The 18027-nt window shown below is 73.7% G+C and carries 19 protein-coding genes and 2 pseudogenes; 14 read left to right on the forward strand and 7 right to left on the reverse strand.

The annotated features are described in order from the left end of the window. Both MCAG_RS34095 and MCAG_RS28015 read right to left on the reverse strand, forming a co-directional pair. Nucleotides 1-481 (reverse strand): annotated as a pseudogene (locus MCAG_RS34095) (hypothetical protein); the annotation flags it as partial. A gap of 29 nt (nt 482-510) precedes the next feature. Continuing rightward, nucleotides 511-1029 (reverse strand): NUDIX hydrolase, encoded by a 519-nt coding sequence (locus MCAG_RS28015; protein WP_007076311.1) that lies wholly within the window; start codon nt 1027-1029, stop codon nt 511-513. A 106-nt stretch (nt 1030-1135) separates the two neighbouring features. Here MCAG_RS28015 and MCAG_RS28020 point away from each other — a divergent pair, with 106 nt between their 5' ends. Then, nucleotides 1136-1630, forward strand: coding sequence for a type II toxin-antitoxin system PemK/MazF family toxin (locus MCAG_RS28020; RefSeq protein ID WP_036375616.1), 495 nt, complete (start codon nt 1136-1138; stop codon nt 1628-1630). Nucleotides 1631-1668: 38 nt separating this feature from the next. On the opposite strand, the gene MCAG_RS28025 is transcribed toward MCAG_RS28020, so the two are convergent. Further along, nucleotides 1669-2319 (reverse strand): GGDEF domain-containing protein, encoded by a 651-nt coding sequence (locus MCAG_RS28025; RefSeq protein WP_007076313.1) that lies wholly within the window; start codon nt 2317-2319, stop codon nt 1669-1671. A 257-nt stretch (nt 2320-2576) separates the two neighbouring features. On the opposite strand from MCAG_RS28025, the gene MCAG_RS28030 reads away from it, so the two are divergent. The 8 genes and pseudogenes from MCAG_RS28030 (at nt 2577) to MCAG_RS28065 (ending at nt 10610) form a co-directional block, all read left to right on the forward strand. Continuing rightward, nucleotides 2577-2816 carry a DUF397 domain-containing protein gene (locus MCAG_RS28030; RefSeq protein WP_007076314.1) on the forward strand — a complete coding sequence of 80 codons (240 nt, stop codon included), beginning with the start codon at nt 2577-2579 and terminating at the stop codon, nt 2814-2816. Between the two features lie 198 nt (nt 2817-3014). Beyond that, nucleotides 3015-3850: pseudogene (locus MCAG_RS28035) on the forward strand (helix-turn-helix domain-containing protein). A gap of 109 nt (nt 3851-3959) precedes the next feature. Next, nucleotides 3960-4808 carry an SAM-dependent methyltransferase gene (locus MCAG_RS28040; protein WP_036375617.1) on the forward strand — a complete coding sequence of 283 codons (849 nt, stop codon included), beginning with the start codon at nt 3960-3962 and terminating at the stop codon, nt 4806-4808. Between the two features lie 141 nt (nt 4809-4949). Then, nucleotides 4950-6560 carry a serine/threonine-protein kinase gene (locus tag MCAG_RS30025; RefSeq protein ID WP_050778244.1) on the forward strand — a complete coding sequence of 537 codons (1611 nt, stop codon included), beginning with the start codon at nt 4950-4952 and terminating at the stop codon, nt 6558-6560. 109 nt (nt 6561-6669) lie between these two features. Beyond that, entirely contained in the window at nt 6670-7545 is an 876-nt protein-coding gene (locus MCAG_RS28050) for a DedA family protein (protein ID WP_007076318.1), read from the forward strand. Nucleotides 7546-7962: 417 nt separating this feature from the next. Beyond that, nucleotides 7963-8817: a hypothetical protein gene (locus tag MCAG_RS28055; protein ID WP_232290314.1), complete on the forward strand. Its 855-nt coding sequence runs from the start codon at nt 7963-7965 to the stop codon at nt 8815-8817. A 15-nt stretch (nt 8818-8832) separates the two neighbouring features. Then, complete coding sequence (locus MCAG_RS28060; RefSeq protein WP_007076321.1) at nt 8833-9804, forward strand: pirin family protein; 972 nt, start codon at nt 8833-8835, stop codon at nt 9802-9804. 140 nt (nt 9805-9944) lie between these two features. After that, nucleotides 9945-10610, forward strand: a complete 666-nt coding sequence (locus MCAG_RS28065) for a hypothetical protein (protein WP_007076322.1) — start codon at nt 9945-9947, stop codon at nt 10608-10610. Between the two features lie 215 nt (nt 10611-10825). Here MCAG_RS28065 and MCAG_RS28070 read toward each other — a convergent pair whose 3' ends face one another. Beyond that, complete coding sequence (locus MCAG_RS28070) at nt 10826-11443, reverse strand: DUF1345 domain-containing protein (RefSeq protein WP_198141676.1); 618 nt, start codon at nt 11441-11443, stop codon at nt 10826-10828. 68 nt (nt 11444-11511) lie between these two features. Continuing rightward, nucleotides 11512-11781 carry a DUF2795 domain-containing protein gene (locus MCAG_RS28075; protein WP_036375618.1) on the reverse strand — a complete coding sequence of 90 codons (270 nt, stop codon included), beginning with the start codon at nt 11779-11781 and terminating at the stop codon, nt 11512-11514. Nucleotides 11782-11944: 163 nt separating this feature from the next. Between MCAG_RS28075 and MCAG_RS28080 the strand changes: the two genes are divergently transcribed. Next, on the forward strand, nt 11945-12358 hold the full coding sequence (locus MCAG_RS28080) for a DUF2267 domain-containing protein (protein WP_036375619.1): 414 nt from the start codon (nt 11945-11947) through the stop codon (nt 12356-12358). A gap of 64 nt (nt 12359-12422) precedes the next feature. Here MCAG_RS28080 and MCAG_RS28085 read toward each other — a convergent pair whose 3' ends face one another. Beyond that, the gene (locus tag MCAG_RS28085; protein ID WP_050778246.1) at nt 12423-13553 is read right to left on the reverse strand and encodes a CaiB/BaiF CoA-transferase family protein; all 1131 of its coding nucleotides are present in this window, start codon (nt 13551-13553) and stop codon (nt 12423-12425) included. A gap of 387 nt (nt 13554-13940) precedes the next feature. Between MCAG_RS28085 and MCAG_RS28090 the strand changes: the two genes are divergently transcribed. From MCAG_RS28090 to MCAG_RS28105, 4 genes are all read left to right on the forward strand, one after another. Then, entirely contained in the window at nt 13941-14960 is a 1020-nt protein-coding gene (locus MCAG_RS28090; protein WP_007076326.1) for a TerC/Alx family metal homeostasis membrane protein, read from the forward strand. 80 nt (nt 14961-15040) lie between these two features. Next, nucleotides 15041-15631, forward strand: a complete 591-nt coding sequence (locus MCAG_RS28095; protein WP_198141791.1) for a sulfite oxidase-like oxidoreductase — start codon at nt 15041-15043, stop codon at nt 15629-15631. Next, complete coding sequence (locus tag MCAG_RS28100; RefSeq protein WP_036375621.1) at nt 15628-16374, forward strand: ferredoxin reductase; 747 nt, start codon at nt 15628-15630, stop codon at nt 16372-16374. The genes MCAG_RS28095 and MCAG_RS28100 overlap by 4 nt, the downstream gene beginning before the upstream one ends. A gap of 19 nt (nt 16375-16393) precedes the next feature. Beyond that, a complete protein-coding gene (locus MCAG_RS28105) occupies nt 16394-16666 on the forward strand; it encodes a DUF6510 family protein (RefSeq protein WP_007076329.1) in 273 nt (90 codons plus the stop codon). Between the two features lie 27 nt (nt 16667-16693). Here the strand turns inward: MCAG_RS28105 and MCAG_RS28110 are convergent, their stop codons facing one another. Further along, entirely contained in the window at nt 16694-18016 is a 1323-nt protein-coding gene (locus tag MCAG_RS28110; protein ID WP_007076330.1) for an NAD(P)/FAD-dependent oxidoreductase, read from the reverse strand. Between the last annotated feature and the right edge of the window lie 11 nt (nt 18017-18027).

Here is an 18027-nt window from a genome sequence, read left to right on the forward strand (position 1 = left end):
CGGGGCGGCCCAGGAGATCCGGGTGGCCACGGCCGAGGCCAGTGCGAGCCCGACCCGGGGGGGTGAGCGTCAGCGGGAACCGCTCGATCAGCCCGGCGCTGTGCTCCCGGGCCCACGCGTCCAGGCCGGCCTGGTCCGGCAGCGGGCCGGTTTGCGTGGCACGGGGGAGGCTGGCCCGCCAGGCGTCCAGCCCGGCGGTGGGGATCCCCGGCCGGTGCCAGACGGCCGCCGCCGACGGCACCAGGGGGTGCGGCGCGTCGAGCAGCGCGGCGGCGATCCGGCCGGCCCGTGCCGGGTCGGTGCCCAGGGCCTCGGCGAGGCCGGCGCTGCCCGGGGTGCCGTCGTGCTCGTCGGTGCCAGCCGACGCGCAGAGCGCGAGCAGCAGCCACGCGCCCAGCGGGGACGCGACGTGGTGCCGGTCGCCGATCGAGGCGTGCAGCCGGGCGGCGTAGCGGGCCAGCGGGCCCTGCGGGTTCGTCATCCGCTCACTGTGCCTGCCCGGGACCATTCCTACGACCACAGTTCGAACGGCTCGTCGATCTCCTCGCCGGCGAGGAACGCGGTGAGCAGTCCGGGCAGCCGGCCGGGATAGAACCGTTCCCGGCTGTCGACGACGTCGGCGACGGGCCACCACCGGAACCCGAAGTAGTCCTCCCGCTCGTAGTCCAGTCGATCCGTCTCGTCCACCTCCGGGCCTGGGACGTCCAGCCCGACGCTGACGATCACCTCGTCCTGCACGTGGCGGAGCTGCCGGTGGATGAAGCTGGCCCGCCGCCGCCAGCGCGGCGGCCCCACCCGTCGCGGGTCCACCCGGATGCCGGTCTCCTCGCGCAGCTCCCGCACGGCCGCGTCGAGGTACGTCTCGCCGGGGTCGACGCCGCCGCCGGGCAGCTCCCACCAGGTGCCGAGCCGGGGGTGGTCCGGGTCGCGGGTGTGGAACAGCAGGAGCCGCCGGTCGGCGTCGAGCACCACCAGCCGTACCGCGTGCCGCCGCACGACCGGCAGGTCGTCGGGGATCTCCAGCGCCACTGTTCCTCCGCTCGCGCCTCACCTGGGTCGCCCACATCGTGCCACCGCCGAAGCGCGGCGGGGAGCGGCTCGGCGGCGGGCCGGGGGCCGGGTTAGGCTGCCCGCCGTGGCAGGTCTGTTCAGGAGTGTGGCGTCCCGGCTGGGACGGGTGACCCGCGGCGGGGCCGCGCCGACGCGTACCCCCGGGCCGATCCCGGCCCAGGTGGCGCGGCGCCGGCAGGTCGCGGCGTTGCAGCGCCGCGACCTCAGCTACGCCCCGGAGCCCGACGGACAGGCCGACCCGGGTGAGGTCGTCTGGACCTGGGTCCCCTATGAGGACGACCCCCGGCAGGGCAAGGACCGCCCGGTGCTGGTGGTCGGGCGGTCCAGCCGGACCCTGTTCGGCCTGATGCTGTCCAGCCAGGGCGAGCGGGACGGTCAGCGGCACTGGCTCTCGCTGGGACCGGGCGCGTGGGACCGGGACAACCGGCCCAGCTGGGTGCGGCTCGACCGGGTCCTCACCATGCGGGAGGACAGCATCCGGCGCGAGGGCGCGGTGCTGGACCGGGCCCGCTTCGACCGGGTGGGCCAAGCCCTGCGCGCCGGCTACGGCTGGCGCTGAGCGCCGGCGGCGCTTCCCGGCGGACCCGGGCCGGGGCGTCAGCGTTCGGCGAGGTACGCGCTGTCGACGAGCTGGCGAGTGGAGCGGGACCCGCCGACGCTCTTCGCCCGGTACATCGCCGCGTCGGCGCGGTCGAGCGCCTCGGTGAGCTGGGTCGGGCAGGTGACCGGGGCGAGCCCGACGGAGGCGGTGACCCGGAGGCTGAGGCCGCGGAGGGGTATCGGCGCGGCAAGTGACTCGCAGAGCCGCCGGGAGGCGTGCTCGAGCCACCGCCGGTCGACCGTCGGGGTGGTCAGCAGGCCCGCGAACTCGTCGCCGCCGAGCCGGGCCACCAGGTTGTCCCCGGCGAAGGCGGCCAGTCGTTCGGCCACGCTGATCAGCACCTGGTCCCCGGCGGCGTGCCCGTAGCGGTCGTTGACCTGCTTGAAGTCGTCCAGGTCCAGCACGATGGCGATCAGCGGCTGACCGACGGTGTCGGTGAGCAGGGTCGCGGCCAGCCGGAAGAAGGCCCGCCGGTTGGGCAGGCCGGTGAGCGGGTCGTGGCTGGCGGCGTGTCGCTCGGCGGCCAGCTCCGCCTGGAGGTGTTTGATCTCCGCCTCGGCCAGCAGAGCCCGGCGGCGCAGTTGCCAAGCGGAGACCAGGGCTCCGGCGGCCGAAATGCCGGACGCGATGGTCAACGGATCCGGCACGAATCCTCCTCACCGCGTCTGCCCACCCCGACCGTGCCCGGCCGCTGTCCGTGGGCTCCTGTTTTCCCTGGTACGGCTTTGGGTTGAGTAACCCAAAGTGAATGTCTGGGTACACCGTACGTGCGTTATCATGCTCGCTGTCCGGTGCAGATGCAATAGCAGATGCACGTGCAGCAAATCCCGTCGTATGCCCCGCCTCTCGCCAGCACACCGCTCCTCCCGCGGCATCGGCAGGCTCTTGAAGAGAAAGACGCCCCATGCAGCAGCCTCAGAACGGCGTTCACGCCACGCAGCTTCCCCCGTTGAACTGGCTGAAGAGCCGCCGGAGCAATCCCAGCGGCAACTGCGTCGAGCTGGCCGAGCTTCCCGGTGGCGCGGGGATCGCCGTTCGTAACTCCCGCCACCCCGAGGGGCCGGCGCTCATCTACACCATCGACGAGATCGCCGCCTTCGTCCTCGGCGCTCGGGACGGAGACTTTGACCACTTGATCGGTTGACTTTGGGTCACCTCGCGAGTGCGTCCCGTCAACGGGACTGACGCGCCGATTGGCCCGATTCACCTCACTGTCGGTCCATGGCATGCTTACACGTCGGCCGGGGTGGGGCCCGGTGCGACGGAGGCGGCAAGCGGAGGTCGGCGCGTGACGATGGTTCCTACGGAGGGTGGCCCGGCCACCGGCCCGACCGTGCTGCGGATGCTGCTCGGCGCGCAGTTGCGCCGCCTGCGGGAGGCCAGCGGGGTGACCCGGGAGGGCGCCGGCTGGGAGATTCGGGCCTCCGAATCGAAGATCAGCCGGATGGAGCTGGGCAGGATAAAAAATAAAAGGAGCGCGACGTCGCCGACCTGCTCAGCCTCTACGGGGTCACCGATTTTACGGAGCGGGAGGCCCTGCTCAAGCTGGCCCGGGACGCGAACAGCCCCGGCTGGTGGCACCGCTACGGCGACGTGCTGCCGTCGTGGTTCCAGTCCTACCTGGGCCTGGAGGCGGCCGCCGCGCTGATCCGCAGCTACGAGGTGCAGTTCGTGCCGGGCCTGCTCCAGACCCCGGAGTACGCCCGGGCCGTCGTCCTGCTCGGCCACCGTTGCGCCGGCGCGGACGAGATCGACCGCCGGGTGGGCCTGCGCATGCAGCGCCAGGAGCTGCTGCGTCGCCCGCAGCCGCCGCACTTGTGGGTGGTCGTGGACGAGGCGGCGCTGCGCCGGCCGATCGGCGGGGCCAAGGTCATGCGTGACCAGCTCACCGCCCTGATCGAGGCGACCCGGTCGCCGCACGTGCGGTTGCAGATCATCCCGTTCGACGCGGGCGGCCATGCCGCAGCCGGCGGCGCCTTCACCATCCTGCGGTTCGGCGACCAGGATCTGCCCGACATCGTCTATATCGAGCAGCTGACCAGCGCCATCTACCTCGACAAGCGCGAGGACCTCGACTACTACGCGGCGGCCATGGAGCGGCTCTGCGTCGAGGCCGAGCCCCCGGAGCGGACGCCGGAACTGCTCACCCGGCTGCGCGACGATCTCTACCCACAGTGACGGGCTCCCAGACGCTGCGGCGTCTCGTGCTGCCTCTACCATGGTCGACACCGGCGAGAGTGGACGGACGTCCGCGCTTCAGGTCAGCGCAGAGCTATGGAGGCACCCCTTGACCACCGATGCCCCCGGCGCCTCGACTGGTCCCGCCCACCCGAGCGACCGGATCGACACCTCGGTGGCGCATCCCGCCCGCCGCTACAACTACTGGCTCGGCGGCAAGGACAACTTCCAGGCCGACCGGGAGTCCGGGGACGCGATGGCCGCGGCCTTCCCTACCGTCCGCATCGCCGCCCTGGAGAACCGTCGTTTCCTCCAGCGGGCGGTCGACTACCTGGCCCGTGAGGCCGGCATGCGACAGTTCCTCGACATCGGCACCGGCATTCCCACCGCCGACAACACCCACGAGGTCGCCCAGGCCGTCGTCCCGCAGGCCCGAGTGGTCTACGTGGACAACGACCCCATCGTGCTCGCGCACGCCCGGGCGCTGCTGACCAGCTCGCCCGAAGGCGCCACCGCCTACATCGACGCCGACCTGCGCGACCCGGAGAAGATCCTGCGGCACCCCGACCTTGGCCGCACCATCGACCTGGGGCAGCCGGTGGCGCTGATGCTGGTCGCGATCCTGCACTTCCTGCCCGACCCCGACGAGCCGTACGCGCTGGTCCGTCGGCTGCTGGACGCGCTGCCCGCCGGCAGCTACCTGGCCGCCTCGCACGCCACCTACGACTACCTTGCCCCGCAGGTGGCGCAGGAGGCCCAGGCGGTGACGAGGAACGGCGGGTCGCGCGAGGCGGTCAGCCTGCGCAGCCGGAAGGAGTTCGCCGACCTCTTCGCGGGCCTGGAACTGGTCGACCCGGGCGTCGTCTCGGTCGCCGAGTGGCGCGCCGAGCGGGAGCCGCAGCCCCGACCCTCGGTGGCCGACGTCAGCATGTACGGGGCCGTGGCCCGCAAGCCCTGACCTGCCCCGGCGCGGCGCGGCCCTGCCGACAACGCCTGCGCTGCTGTCCTCGCTGCCCGGCTGTCCTCGCTGCCCCGCTGGTGCCGCTGCGCGGGCATGCGACTGGTGCCCGGCACCGGCCGACAGGCAGACTGGACCACCATGTCGCCGTTCACGCCCACCCTGCGGCTGCACGACCGGTACGTCCTGCGCGAGCGCATCGGCCTCGGCGGAATGTCCGAGGTGTGGTACGCCGACGACGAGGTCCTGCACCGTCCCGTTGCGGTCAAGGCACTCGCGGCCCAACTCGCCGCCGACCCGCACCTGCGCGTCACCATTCAGCGCGAGGCCCGGGCCGCCGCCCGGCTCACCCACCCGCACGTCACCCAGGTGTACGACTACGGCGAGGCGACCCTCGGGGGCGGGGCGGTGGTGCCGTACCTGGTGATGGAGCTGGTCGAGGGGCGCAACCTCGCCGACCGGCTCACCACCGGTCCGCTGCCCTGGCCCGAGGCCGTTCGGCTGGCCGGCCAGATCGCCGGCGCCCTGGCCGCCGCACACCGCATCGGCGTGGTGCACCGCGATATCAAACCCGCCAACGTCATGCTCACCGAGACGGGCGCGAAGGTGCTCGACTTCGGCATCGCCGCGCTCGCCGGGCCGCACCACCCGCGTGCCGGCCAGACCGGCGAGCTGATGATGGGCACCCCCGCGTACTTCGCACCCGAGCGACTCACCCCCGGGCCGCCGAACCCGGCCAGCGACGTGTACGCCCTCGGGGTCCTGCTCTACCGCGTCCTCGCCGGCCGCGCCCCGCTGCCCGTGCAGAGCTGGGAGGATGCCTTCGAGGTGCACGCGGGGCACCGGCAGGCCCCGCCACTGCGCGTGCCCGGGCTGCCCCCGGACATCGCCGCGCTCACCCTCGCCTGCCTGACCACCGATCCGACCCGGCGGCCCACCGCCGCCCAACTGGCTCGCCGCCTCGGGTCGACGCCGGCCGCCGAGTCGCCGGCCGAGACGCAGCCGGCCACCACGCCGACCCCGACACATTCGCCGACCCTGGTCGACCGCGCCCGGCCGTGGGCGGCCCCTGGGCGGCCGTCCGCCCCGGCGCCCACCGCTGGGCAACCGCGCACCGATCGCCCCCCGACCGCGCCGTACGTCTCGGACCCGGCCGGCCTGCTCGCTGCCGCTGGCGCGGACGCACTGCCGTCCGCGCGGCGCTCGACCAATGCGCCGTCCGTGCCGCGGTTCGCCAGTTCGCCGCCTGCCGCGCGGGCGTCCCGATCCCGGACGCCGGGCAACCGGCTGCTCAACGTCCTCGTCGCCGCCGGAGTGGTGTTGCTCGTCGGCCTGGTCACGCTGCTCGCCCTCGATAGCGGGTCTCCGACCTCGCCGGCCGGGGCACCCGGGACCGCCGCTCCCGCCGCCGCACCGACGACCACGCGGGCCGTGGGCCCGGCGAGGACCGCCCCACCGACCACCGCGCGACCCCGGCCGGTCACCCTGCGCCAGCTCGCCGTCGAGTTCACCGCCCTGATCGACGAGGCGCAGGCCCGTGGGGAGATCGACCGCGAAACCGCCGACGAGCTGCGCGAGGAGGCCGCCAAGCTGAACCGCGGCAAGCTCAAGGACCGCAGCAAGCGACTGCGGGAGCTGCGCGAGGACGTCGCCGAGGCGGTCGAGCGCGATCGGCTCGACGCGGAGACCGGCGCCCGGCTCCAGGACCTGCTCACCGGGTACGCGGGAGCGCGCGGCGACACGGCGGGCTGACGGCGCGCACCGAAGCCGGGCGGTCCACGGTGCACGGTCGATGCTGTTCCGCTCTCGCCTCGCCGGCCGGGGCGTGGCAGCCGGCGACGAGGGTCACTACCGTTGTCGGATGATCAGCACGCAGCCGCTTCTGCCCTTCCCCCGTACGATCGCCGCCGGGCCCGAACCCGGGTCCGACGGCCCGGTCGGATTCGTCACGGGCCTGGTCGAACGGCTGGGTGGCCCTGGTGCCGGGCTGGCCGTCGCGCTGGAGAACCTGTTCCCGCCGATCCCCAGCGAGGTGATCCTGCCGCTGGCGGGATTCGCCGCCAGTCAGGGACGGATGAGCCTGGTCGGGGCGATCGGCTGGACCACCCTCGGCTCGGTGGTCGGCGCGCTGGCGCTGTACGTGATCGGCGCCATGCTGGGCCGGGACCGGATGCGGGCCATCGCCGCCAAGCTGCCGCTGGTCAAGCTCGAAGACGTCGACCGCACGGAGGCGTGGTTCCTCCGGCACGGCGTCAAGGCGGTGTTCTTCGGCCGGATGATCCCGGTGTTCCGCAGCCTCATCTCGATTCCGGCCGGCGTGGAGCGGATGCCGGTGCTGACGTTCCTGCTGTACACGACCCTGGGCAGCCTCATCTGGAACACGGTCTTCGTCATGGCGGGCTATCTGCTCGGCGACAACTGGCACGTGGTCGAGGGGTACGTCGGCACGTTCCAGAACGTGGTCATCGCGGTGTCCGCGCTGGCGGTCGGGTGGTTCGTCGTCACCCGGGTACGGCGGGCCCGTGCCACTCGGCGGGATGCCGCTGCTCCCTTTTCCGCTGCTCCTTCTGCGGGTGGCCAGACGGGCGATGGCCCGTCTGCCGGCTTTCCGTTCGCCGCTGCCCCGTATGTCGACGCTGACGCGGGGCTGCCAGGTGGGCCGGAGCGTGGTGCACCGGGGGAGTACCGAGGGACGGTCTACCGCAGCGGCTCCTGGCGCGGCGGGGCTGAGCACTGACGGGTTGGGTGCCGTGCGGTCGCCGCCGCTGGGCCGGTGCGGGTGAGGCGACGGGTCGGGCAACCTGCTGGCTCGTACCCGGTGGCCTGGTGGGTTGCGGGGTGATTGTCGGCGGCGTGGCGGCTGCGCCTGGCGTGGTGGTTCGCGGCATGGTTGCCAAAGGTATGCTTGATCGATTCCATGTCTGCGATATGCGGGTTCCGCTCGCCCGGATGCCCCATGTCGCCGGCATGGAGTCGCGTTAACAAGGGGCCCTTGCTCTACCGAAAGCGTTAACAAGGCGCCCTTCCTTGCAGGCAGGCGGCGGACTGATCCGATCCGGGGTCGGGTACGTACTGCCTGGCGGGGACCGTGAAAGGGGAGCACATGCCGGTGTCGGAGCATGACGCGCATCGCCCTCCGGGGGCCGGTCCTGCCGTGCCCGCGCCGGTCGTCAAGGTGACCGGGGAGAACGTCGCGGAGTCGTCCGCTGCGCCCTGGCCGCGTGGCGCGCGGCTCATGGTCGCCGCCGCTGTCGTGGTCCTGGCGTTGGGCGCCGGTGCGGTGGCGGTGACCCTGGCCAACCCGGGTCGGCTGGGGCTGGCGTTCTCCGACGGCCGGCCGGACGCCGGATCGGCCGTTCCGCTGGCGGCGGAGCCCGGAGTCGGGGGAGCCTCGGCTAACGGGCCGGTGCTCACCGAGCCCCTGGCGGGGCGTGACCGGGCCAGTTTCGAGCTGGTCGACGGGCTGACCACGTTCGACCTGCGGATCGACGACCTCGGCGAGGACCTGTACCGGATCACCAGCCCCGCCGACGGCGGGGTGATTCCCCGGACGGAGTTCTTCGGGGACCACCTGCGGCTGCGGATGGCGACCAGCGGCCGGCGCGGGCCGAACGTCGCGGAGGTCGTGCTGAGTTCCCGGGTGACCTGGCGGCTGCGGCTGGCTGGCGGGGTGGCCGAGCAGGTGCTCGACCTAACCCGGGGACGGCTCGCCGCGCTGGAGCTGGCCGCCGGGGCCGCCCGCGTCGACCTGCGCCTGCCCCGGGTCGTCGGCACGCTGAGGGTGCGGGTGACCGGCGGGGTGGACCAGTTGGTGATCCGGGTGCCCGGGGCGCTGCCGACCCGGGTCCGGGCGGGTGCCGGCGCCGGCGCGGTCACCATCTACGACCGGCACCGCCCGGGGGTGGCGACCGGCGCGCTGATCAGCTCGCCGGGCTGGGACCGCAGCACCGATCGGGTGTACGTGGACATGGTCGCCGGGGCCAACACGGTTACCGTCAACGGGGCCTGAGCGTACAGTCGAGCGGTGGATCGTACGGAATCCCTGCCGGCGCAGACCCGCCCGCCGGGCGTGACGCCCGCCGATCCGGGCAGCGTGCTGCTGCCCGGCCACGACGTGCCGCTCGGCCGCTACACGACGGTGCGCCGGCTGCTGCCGCAGCGCCAGCGGCGGATGGTCGGGGCCTGGTGCTTCGTCGACCACTTCGGCCCGGACGACGTCGCCGAGCGGCCCGGTATGGAGGTGCCGCCGCACCCGCACACCGGCCTGCAGACGGTCACGTGGCTGCTCGACGGGGAGATCGTGCACCGGGACAGCCTCGGCAACGTGCAGCCGATCCGCCCGGGGCAGCTCAACGTGATGACCTCCGGCCACGGCATCGCGCACTCGGAGCGGTCCCCGGCGGCGCATCCGCCGGTGATGCACGGCGCGCAGCTCTGGGTGGCCCTGCCGGACCGGGCGCGGGCCGGTGGGGCTGACTTCGCCCACCACGAGGACCTGCCGGTGTGGCGTGACGGGGACGCCGACGTCACGCTGCTGGTGGGCGAGTTCGCCGGGGAGCGTTCCCCGGCCGTGGTGCACACCCCGCTGCTCGGCGCGCAGCTCACCGTCCGGGGTGCGGCGCCGGTCCGGCTGCCGCTGCGCCGCGACTTCGAGTACGCGCTGCTGGCGATGTCCGGTTGCGCCGAGGTGGGTGACGTGCCGCTGGAGCCGGGCGCGCTGCTCTACCTCGGCCTGGGGCGGGAGAGCGTGGCCCTGGCCGGGGTCCCGGGCAGCCGCCTGCTGCTGCTCGGCGGGGAGCCGTTCGAGGAGCCGCTGGTGATGTGGTGGAACTTCGTCGGCCGGTCGCACGAGGAGATCGCCGTGGCCCGCGAGGACTGGACGGCCGGCCGCCGCTTCGGAGTGGTGGCGGACGACGCGGCGCCGCCGCTGCCGGCGCCCGCGTTGCCGACCACCCGGCTGCTGGCCCGTACCCGGCACGGCGAGATCCTGCGCTGAGCCGGCGGCTTCCGGGCCGCCGCTTCCGGTCTGCTCGTCGGGTCGCTGTGGCCGGATGGCCCGGTCGGGTCGCTCGCCGGGCCGCCTATGTCGGGTAACCGTCGCGGGCTTGGCGGGCGGCGACGCGGGTAGTCGCGGGCATGCCGACCACCACCGCAGTCTCCAGCAGCGAGGACAAGAAGCGCCTGGTACGCCGCCTGGCCGGCGACGGGCGCGGTTTCGCCGAGCAGTACGGCTTCCGGGTCACCAACAACCCGTCCAGCCTGTTCCAGCTTCTCACCCTGTCGGTCCTGCTGGCCCGTCGGGGAGACTTCCGCTGCGCTGTGGCCGGCGCGGCGGCGTTGCGCGACGCCGGCTGGGACAGCGCGGCCCGGCTGGCCCGGTCGCTGCACGCCGATCGGGTGCGCGTGCTGCGGGAGGCCGGGCAGCGCGGCGACGTCGACGCGCTCGCCGACGACCTCGGCGACCTCGCCCGTACCGTCGTGCAGCGGTATCGGGGCGACCTGCGCCGGTTGCGGGCGTTGGCTCACCACGACCCGGCCGGGGAGCGGAGGCTGCTGGTCGAGCTGCCGGGTGTCGACGCGGAGGCGGTGGACCTGTTCCTGCGTGAGGCGCAGGCGCTGTGGCGGGAGGTGGCCCCGGTGGCGGACCGGCGGGCCCTGGCGGCGGCCCGCCGGCTCGGGCTGGGCCGGTCGGCGGCAGACCTGGCCGCGCTGGCCGGCGGCGGCGAGTCGGAGCGGCTCGCCTGGCTGGTCGGCGCGCTCGCCAGGGTGGAGCTGGAGAAGCGGTACGCCGAGCTCACCTGAGGTGGGTTGGCCCACACTTTCTCGGAAATCTGACCGTTCGGACGATGGCAAGGTACGATGATCTCGGCAGTTGACTCTCGCCCTCTTCGGGTGGGAGTGGCCGCCCGGCGGTGCGGTCCGGTTCGGGCCGCGTTCACCGCCGGGGCACAGGTTCCGCGTGGCGCCCCAGGTCGCGGTTCGTGGCCCGGGGCGCCCGTCTGTCGGCCTCGGCCCGCTCACTTGGCCAGCCCCGCCACCAGGTTCACCGTCGTGGCGATGATCACCGTCCCGAACAGGTACGACAGCAGCGAGTGCCGCAGCACGGTGGTGCGCATCTCGTTGCTGGTCAGGTTCGTGTCGGAGATCTGGAACGTCATCCCGACCGTGAAGGCCAGGTAGGCGAAGTCCGAGAAGCGGGGACGCTCCGACTGGTTGAACATCACGCCGCCGTCGGGCCCCGTGTAGTAGATCCGCGCGTACCGGGTGGTGTAGACGGTTTGCACCACCAGCCAGGACAGCAGCACGCTGGCCATGCCCAGCCCGCCGTAGGCGTCGCGTCGCGGCCCCGGCGGGACGCTTTGCGCGAAGATCAGCATGACCGCCACCGCCAGCAGGCTCGCCAGGCAGGCGACCAGCAGCAGCGCGTCACGGGTGGCCCGGTTCGGGTCCTTCAGTGAGGCGAGCCGGGCGGTGCGCTCGCCGTCCAGTGGCCACAGCGTGCGCCACACCAGCACCAGCCAGCTCAGCGCCGCCGCGTTCCAGCCCACCAGCGGGCCGAGTCCCGGTGAGCTGACGAGCGTGAACAGGCCGCCGGCCAGCACGCCGACCAGCCCCATCACGAGGAGTTGGATCACCGCCGGGAGATGGCCGTCCACGCGCCGCCCCGGCCGTATCCCCACTCGGCGCCGGGCCAATGCGGCGTTCAGATGCGCCGCAGGTGCTGGGAGACCCGGGTGTGCGGTTCCCGGGCCTGCGCCGCACGCTGCGCCGCGTCGACCTCGGGAGCCGCCTCGATTCCGGCGGAACGAGCCACCTCGGTGCCGTTGGCGTAGTCGACCGGCGGCAGGGCCCGCAGCGCGCGCAGCACGTCCGGCGGGGCGCCCTCGCGTTCCGCCTCGCGGACCACGTCGGCCTTGCCCGCCGGGTAGTCGAGGCTGGACAGGTACTGCAGGACGTCGTCGTAGCTCGCCATGGGTGCGCTCCTCGCCGCTGCGATCGGGGTTCACGACGGCCGCGGTTACCCGTCGTATGGCTGCCCACGCCCGCGCGGGGCGTGCAATCGGGCCTACCCGGCCGCCGTTTCCGCTCCCGCCGGGCGGGTACGCGACCGGCCCGAGGCAGCGGAAGGAGCACCCATGAACTACGACACCTTCGTCGACCAGGTGGCCCTGCGGGCGAGGGTTTCCGGCGACCGGGCCGTCGAGCTGACCCGGGCCACGCTGGAGACCCTGGCGGAGCGGTTGACCGGCGGCGAGGTGCTCGACCTCGCGGCGCAGTTGCCCAGGCCGCTGCAACTGGTCCTGCGGCCCAGCCCGGACACCGAGGCCGCCGACCGGTTCGGCGCGGCCGAGTTCGTCGGCCGGGTCGGCCAGCGGGCCGGCGTCGACGAGCGGGCCGCCCGGGAGGCGGTCCGGGCCGTGTTCACCACGCTGCGCGAGGCGGTGACCGGCGGGGAGTTCGACGACATCGTGGTGCAGCTGCCACGGGACTACCGGGACATGGTGGAACCGGCCCTTGCTCCGGGCGCGGCGGCCCCCCGCCGGCGCTGACCGGTGTGCCGTCGGGCGCGACCGAGAGGACGGCCCGGCAGCCGGGAGAGCGGTGGGGTGGCCGTCAGGCGACCGCGCCGGCAGCGCGCAGGGCGGCGATCCGGTCGGCGGCGAAGCCGGCCTCGCTCAGTACCTCGTCGGTGTGCTCGCCGGGGTGCGGGGGCGGCCGGCGCAGCGCGGTCGGCGTGCCGGAGAACCGGGGCGCCGGGGCCGGCTGGGTCGCCCCGGCGTGCGCGACGAACACCTGCCGGGCCGCCAGGTGCGGATGTTCCGGCGCTTCCCGCCAGTCCAGCACCGGTGCGACGCACGCGTCGGAGGCGCCGAGCAGGGCCGTCCACTCGTCGCGGGTGCGGGTGCGGAACAGCCGGGCCCACGCGGCCCGCAGGGCCGGCCAGTTCGCCGGGTCGGTGCGTTCCGGCGCGTCGTCGCCGGGCAGCGGGAACCCGGTGCGCCGGACCAGTTCGTCGTAGAAGCGGGACTCCAGGGCGCCGACCGCGAGGTGCCGGCCGTCGGCGCACTCGTACGTGTCGTAGAACGGCGCGCCGCCGTCGAGCAGGTTCACCCCACGCGGGTCCTGCCACATGCCGACCCCGCGCAGCGAGTGGATCATCGTGGACAGCACCGACACGCCGTCCACGATCGCCGCGTCGACGACCTGGCCGGGGGCGCCGGCGCGGACGGCGTACAGGGCGGCGACGACGCCCAGGGCCAGCATCATTCCGCCGCCGCCGAAGTCACCGAGCAGGTTCATCGGCGGCACCGGGCGTTCCCCCGCCCGGCCGATGCCGTGCAGCGCCCCGGTCAACGCCAGGTAGTCGATGTCGTGCCCGGCATACTGGGCCAGCGGGCCGTCCTGCCCCCAGCCGGTCATCCGCCCGTACACCAGGCGGGGGTTGACCGCCAGGCAGTCAGCGGGGCCGAGGCCCAGCCGCTCGGTCACCCCGGGGCGGAAGCCCTCGATCAGCGCGCCCGCGCCGCCGAGCAGGGCCAGCACCGCCTCCCGACCCCCGGCCGACTTCAGGTCCACGGCGACCGAGCGGCGGCCCCGGTTGAGCAGGTCCGGGTGCGGGGTGCCGAACGCGCCCGGGTCGACGCCGGTGGCCCGGTCGACCCGGATCACGTCGGCGCCCAGGTCAGCCAGCATCATCGCGGCGAACGGGCCGGGCCCGATGCCGGCCAGCTCGACCACGCGCACCCCGGCGAGGGGACCGGTCTGGCCGACGCCGACCGGGGCCGGCGCGCCGCCCGGGACCGGTCCGCGCTCGCCCGTTGCGCCGTCGGCCGACAGGTCCGCGCCGGGCCGGCTCACGCGCTCGCTCACCGGGTCACCATAGGCGCCGCGCGGGTGTCCCCGTAAGACGTCGGGAACCGAGCCTCACAGCCACGGAGGGGTTACCCCTGGTGACGGCGCGGTTGTCGGCTTGGCGAGTCGACGGAGCTGACCTAACCTGGTCGCACGAGGGGAGTACTTCCCACGAACCATTCCGGTCAGTACGGCGTGCCCGGAGCGCGCCTCGGGTGGTTGCCCACGAATCGTGGGTGAAGGAGACCTCGAACATGACACGGTGTTCGAGGAGACCACATGACCGAATCGTCCTATCTTGCCGCCGGTGAGCTGTCCTCGATCGGCACGCCCACCCTCTGGGTGGTGACCATCGCCGGGGTGCTCGCACTGCTCGTGCTGGACTTCCTCGTCACCCGGCGACCCCACGAGGTGTCCGTCAAGGAGGCGTTCGGCTGGTCGGCGTTCTACGTCGCCCTCCCGCTCGCCTTCGGAACCTGGATCTGGTCCCGCTACGGCTCCCAGCAGGGCGTCGAGTACCTCACCGGCTACCTGGTGGAGAAGTCGCTCTCGGTCGACAACCTCTTCGTCTTCATGCTGCTGCTGGGGGCGTTCGCGGTGCCGGCCGCGCTCGCCCAGCGGGTGCTGCTCTACGGCATCGCCGGGGCGCTGGTGCTGCGTGCCGTCTTCATCGCCCTCGGCGCGGCGGCGTTGCAGACCCTGGACTTCGCCTTCCTGCTCTTCGCCGTCGTCCTGATCGCCACCGCCGTCAAGCTGCTCCGGGACGCTCTCTCCGGCCACGCGCAGGAGGTGGACATCAACAAGATGCGGTCGGTGAAGCTGCTGCGCAGGTTCATGCCGGTCGTCGACGAGTACCAGGGCACGAAGATGACCGTCCGGTACCACGGCCGGCGGGCGCTCACTCCGCTCGCCCTCGTGGTGGTCGCGGTGCTCGCCACCGACGTGGTCTTCGCCGTCGACTCGGTGCCGGCCGTCTACGGCATCACCGAGGACCCGTACCTGGTCTTCGCCACCAACGCCTTCGCCCTGCTGGGGCTGCGGGCGCTCTACTTCGTGCTGCACGCCGCGCTCAGCCGGCTCGTGCACCTCAGCTACGGTCTGGCGATCATCCTCGCCTTCATCGGGGTCAAGCTCGGCCTGCACTGGGCGCACGGCATCTGGTCCGGCGTACCGGAGATCCCGACCCTGGCCTCGCTCGGCGTGATCATCGGCGTGCTGGTCGTCGTCACGCTGACCAGCCTGCGGGCCACCCGCAACGCCTCCCCTGGCGACAAGGAGGTCGTGGCCGGCCAGCGCTGACCCGCGAACACCCGTCACCCCGGTCCGGGCGAACGGTATCGCCGCACTCTCACAGGTGGTACGACTGACGGGTGGGAATCGTGTCACCGGGCTTCCAGGGCCGGCGCCGCTCGGCGGAGCCGGCCCTGCCACCCGGCCAGTACCTCACCGAGGACTTCCCGGTGCTCTCCGCCGGCCCTACGCCGAGGGTGCGGCCGGACGTCTGGGAGTTCGTCGTCGCCACCGAGACCGGCGCGGAGCACCGCTGGACCTGGGCCGAGTTCACCGCCCTGCCGCAGGAGACCCCGACGGTCGACATCCACTGCGTGACCCGCTGGTCCAAGCGCGGCACGACCTGGCAGGGCGTCTCGCTCGACGTGCTGCTCGACGGCGTCGACACCGGTGCGTCGTACGCGCTGGTCCATTCCTACGGCGGTTACACCACGAACCTGCCGCTGGCTGACCTGCGCGGTGGACGCGCCTGGGTGGTGCACGGCTACGACGGCCGGGACCTGCCCGCCGAGCACGGCGGACCGGCCCGGCTGCTGGTACCCCACCTGTACCTGTGGAAGTCCGCGAAGTGGGTGCGCGGCATCCGGCTCGGCACCACCGACGAGCCCGGATTCTGGGAGACCGCCGGGTACCACGACTACGGCGACCCGTGGCGCGAGCAGCGCTACGCCGGCGATTGAGCAGCCCGCTGGCCGCCCCGCTGACCTGGCGGGTGGCCCGGCTCGTCGAGCGCCGGGACGAGACACCGACCGCGCAGACCCTCGTCCTTGACGTCCCCGGCTGGCCGGGGCACCTGCCCGGGCAACACGTCGACGTCCGGCTGACCGCCCCCGACGGTTACCAGGCCGCCCGGTCGTACTCCCTCGCCGGCCCGGCCGAGGGCGAGCGCGTCGCGTTGACCGTGCAGCGCGTGCCCGACGGGGAGGTCTCGCCGTACCTGACCGACGTCTGGGCGACCGGAGACCCGGTGGAGGTGCGCGGCCCGGTGGGCGGGTGGTTCGTGTGGCGGCCGGCCGAGCTTGCGCCGGTGCTGCTGGTCGCCGGCGGCTCGGGCGTGGTGCCGCTGATGGCGATGGTCCGCGCGCGTCGCGCCGCCGGCAGCCGGGTGCCGTTCCGGCTGATCTATTCCGCGCGCACCCCAGCCGACGTGATCTACGCCGACGAGCTGCGCCGCCGGGCCCGCGACGACCACGGCCTCGACGTGGCGTACGTCTACACCCGGACCGCGCCGAAGGGGTGGCGGGGCGAGCCGCACCGGATCGGGCTGGCCGACGTGAACACCCACGGCTGGCCGGCCGAGCTGGAGCCGCTGTGCTATGTCTGCGGCCCGACCGGTTTCGTGGAGACGGTCGCGGACCTGCTGGTGGGGCTGGGCCACCAGCCGCGGCGGGTCCGCACTGAACGCTTCGGCCCCACCGGCTGACCGCCGACGAGGAGACGCCATGACCGAGATGTCCTACCTGGACGGCAACATGCTCGACGGCCCGCTGCGGGAGGTCTTCGCGGTGGACCTCAGCGGGGCCACCGGGCGCTGCGCGTCGTGCGGCACGACGGGTCCGATGGCCGGCCTGCGGGTCTACACCCACGCGCCCGGCCTGGTGGCCCGCTGCCCGTCGTGCGCCGAGGTGATGCTGCGGCTGGTGCGCGGGCCGGACCGGACCTGGCTCGACCTGCGTGGCACCACCTACCTCCAGGTGCCGACGCCGCCGGGTTAGCCGCGTCCGTGGCCGGGCCGCAGCCCCTCACCCCGGCCGGGAGCCGCCCCGCAGCACCCGGGCCACGATCGCCGGACGCAGCAGCCGGTGCGGTGGGTCGACGAGGTTGAGCACCCGCAGGAAGGCGGTGCCCAGGACCGCGTCGGTGCGGGCCGCCGCGTGCAGCCGGTGCACGTACGCGTTGACGAGCCGCACCCGAAGCGTCCGGGGCCCGGCCACCTCGGGGAACCGGAGGTCCGTGCCGACGGCGATGGACCATGGGCCGTCGATCAGCTTGCCGGCCCCCCGGAAGAACCGGCGCCACAACCGGCCCGGCTTCCCGGCCAGCAGCCGCCGCAGCAGCAGGCCCTCGGTGGCCGCGACCGTCATGCCCTGACCGTAGACGGGGTTGAAGCTGCAGAGGGCGTCGCCGAACACCAGGTACCCGTTCGGGAAGCGCCGCAGCCGCTCGTAGCGCCGCCGCACGCTCGCCGGGTAACGCATCAGCGCCGGCTCGCCCACCGGAACGGCCTCGCGCACCACCTGGCTGATCAGCGGCTGGCCCAACGACTCGGCGAACCGGGCGTAGCCCTCGTCGTCCAGCGGCGGCTGCTCGCCGAGGACCCCGCTCAGCGCCACCGCGAACCGGTCGTCCTCCTGGGCGGCGACGATCCCGGTGCGTGGGCGTGTCGGAACGGCGTTGGTCAGCGCGCCGAGCAGGCCGTCGAGGTGGCGGGGGTCGCGCTCGTAGGTGCGGGTGACGTAGGTGACGTCGACCGCGACGCGCTGTTCGGCCGGCGTCGGATAGCCCAGCGCGGCCAGCCACGCGGGGCTGCGCGACGCCCGGCCGCAGGCGTCGACCACCAGGTCGGCGTCGAGCCGGTACGGCACGCCGTCACGCGGCGTCACCAGGACCCCGGTGATCCGGCGACGATCGTCGGTGCTCAGTAGGGCGCTCGCCTCTGCCGACGGGTGGAAGCGGACGTTCGCCAGCTTCTCCACCCGGGCCCGGACCGTGCGCTCCAGCAGGGGACGGCTGACCCCCACGCCGATGAGCTGGGACGCGGACCGGCGCATCAGGTAGCCGTCGTTGTACCAGTGCACCTGCCCGTTGAGGTCGACCAGGGGCGCCCCGCAGGCGTGGAGTTCGTCGCTGAGGCCGTCGAACAGCTCGTCGAGCGCCTGACGCCCGCAGGCCAGCAGGACGTGCAGCTGACGCGACTGGGGCACCCCGCGCCGCGGCACCGCCGCGTCGGGCAGCGCGTCGCGGTCCACGAGCGTGACGCTGTCGTACGCGTCGCTGAGCACCCGGGCGGCGATCAGCCCGGCCATGCTGGCACCCAGTACCACGGCGTTGCCCGCTCGGCTCATGGCGTGACGGT

The sequence above is a fragment of the Micromonospora sp. ATCC 39149 genome (assembly GCF_000158815.1).
GTDB lineage: Bacteria > Actinomycetota > Actinomycetes > Mycobacteriales > Micromonosporaceae > Micromonospora.